The organism is uncultured Corynebacterium sp. (assembly GCF_902782855.1).
Classification (GTDB): Bacteria; Actinomycetota; Actinomycetes; order Mycobacteriales; family Mycobacteriaceae; genus Corynebacterium.
Window position 1 is genome coordinate 1 of record NZ_CACZOO010000368.1, and the last position, 2,239, is coordinate 2,239.

The window sequence follows — 2,239 nt, forward strand, 5'->3', positions numbered from 1 at the left end:
GCGCGCGGCGAGTCCCGGGTCGGTGGGCTTCAATGCGGTGTAGTCGGATACCATGTGCTGCATCAGCGGCGTCTCCAGGTACGGAGGTATGTGGAGGGATGCGATCCTGGGGAATCCGTGGCCCCCGACGTCCATGAGTTCTTCCGGCCAGCAGGTCAGGGGCATGGGGAGTGAATCTGCGTCGGCGTGGACGGTGATCGTTGTGTGGTCGGGTAGCCAGACGGCTTCGCCACGGCGCAGCCGGAAGGTGCGGTCATCGACGGTCACGGTGGCGGTTCCCCGGTACTGGAGTGTCATGCTTTGAGTAGACAGTGAGACCCACCCGAAAGGATCCCGCACATGTCTACCCCCAACCCCCGGCAGCACCGGGGACCACGACCCCACTACACCGACGAGTTCAAAGCCGACGCCGTGGCCATGGTCACCGAACTCGGAAAATCCCGCGCCCAGGTCGCCGAAGACCTCCAGGTCTCAGCCTCCACCCTCGGCCGCTGGGTCGCCGCAGCCACCGGGACCACCGGCACCGGCCGCGGTTCCCACAACAAACCTGCTGACCCCAACAGCACCGACCCCGACCAACTGGCCCGCCGAGTCGCTGAACTGGAAGCGGAGAACGCCTTCCTGAAAAAAGCGGCGGCCTTCTTCGCCCGGGAGTCCGAGTGACCGACAAGTACCGGCTCATGTGCCGCGAAGAAGGCCTTTTCACCGTCACCCTCATGGCCCGCCTGCTCGGCGTGTCCCGCACCGGTTTCTACGCCTTCAAAGCCCACCGGACCACCGTCGGCAACGATCCCGCCCCCGGGTCCCGGGCAGCCCGCAGAGCCTGGCTCACCGAGAGGATCAGACACCACTGGGACGCCTCCAAAGGCCGCCACGGTGCCCGCCGGATCCAGGTCGACCTCGCCGAACGCGACGGCGAGCAGGTCAGCCTGTGGCTGATCCGCAAGATCATGAAAGCCCTGAACATCGCAGGTCACCAACCCCGCGCGTTCAAGCGCACCACCATCCCCGCCGACGATGTGGACGGTCGTCCCGACCGGATCCGACGCCGGTTCACCCCACCACTTCCCACCTCCACCCTCGTCGGGGACATCACCTATCTCAAGACCGGGGAAGGCTGGCTGTACCTGGCGACCGTGATTGACCTGTCCACCCGCATGGTCGTCGGCTGGGCCACCGCGGAGCACATGCGCACCCCGCTGATCAGTAAAGCCCTGGTCATGGCCCACAATGCCGACTACGTCGCCGGTAACGCCATCTTCCACTCCGATCGGGGCTCCCAGTACACCTCTGACACCTTCGCGGACACCGCCCGACTATTGGACGTCCGCCTGTCCGTCGGGCGGACCGGGGTGTGCTGGGACAACGCGGTGGCTGAATCGTTCTTCGCGTCGTTGAAGAAGGAGATGTACCACCGGGAGTCCTTCGCCACCAGAGCCCGGGCCAGGGTCGCGGTCGCCGAGTACATCGAGGTGGACTACATCCGGCGGCGTCGGCATTCGGCGATCGGCTACCGCATCCCGGCACAGGTGATGGGTGATTTCAAGACCCGGTGGTCTCCCGACCCTGAACTCCCCCGGGCCGCTGACCTGGCGGCCTGACCCCCACAACAGAATTCATGCGTCTTGATTGTCCCCAAAACTTGACACCTTCCAGTGCTCGTGGTAATGCTCCCGGCCTACTGGCTCGCCCTGCGCTGGTACCTGCGCACCGCCCCACCGATGTACGCCGCCCAACGCATCGCCTTCGGCACCCGCGACCACCACCTGCTGTCCGCCCTGCGGAGTATTGATACAGTCCTGGCCTTCCGGCAGTCCGACAAGCACCAGCACCGGATCGGCCGCGCCTCCTGGGCGGTCGCCGGGTGGGCGTTACGGGCCCGCACCGTGGTCACCATGTTCAACTGGCGGATCGACCTGGTCTTCGCCACCGCCGTCACCGTTGTCCTGCTGCTCGGCTACCGCCTGGTCGGCGACGGTGTGGTGACCGTGGGTGCGGCGACCGCGGCGGTGCTGTTCTTCCTGCGGCTGCAGGGGCCGATCCGCTCGCTGATGGGCGTGATCGACACACTGCAGCTCGCCACGGCATCGCTGGCCCGGATCGTCGGCGTGACCGACTCTGCCGGCGACGGCACCGCAGCAGCTGTCCCGTCGAGTCCGGGCGCGGTACCTGCCCCGCCCACCGCGGGGGAGAGCGCCGGACTGGAGCAGGTCACCTTCTCCTACACCGACGGCCCCGA

General features: G+C 66.9%; 3 protein-coding genes. 2 read left to right on the forward strand and 1 reads right to left on the reverse strand.

Going from position 1 to position 2,239, the window contains the following annotated elements; genetic code table 11:
• Positions 1–297 (reverse strand): AraC family ligand binding domain-containing protein (locus QZV72_RS14710; protein WP_297009488.1); only part of this gene is annotated, 297 nt, incomplete at its 3' end.
• Positions 298–339: 42 nt separating this feature from the next.
• Between QZV72_RS14710 and QZV72_RS14715 the strand changes: the two genes are divergently transcribed.
• Positions 340–1,601, forward strand: a protein-coding gene (locus QZV72_RS14715) for an IS3 family transposase (RefSeq protein ID WP_297009490.1) whose coding sequence is annotated in 2 segments (ribosomal slippage) — positions 340–634 and positions 634–1,601 — 1,263 coding nt in all. Because the reading frame shifts where the segments join, the coding sequence is not laid out codon by codon here.
• Positions 1,602–1,667: 66 nt separating this feature from the next.
• Positions 1,668–2,239: ABC transporter transmembrane domain-containing protein (locus tag QZV72_RS14720; RefSeq protein WP_297009491.1), on the forward strand; the 572-nt coding region annotated here is incomplete at its 3' end.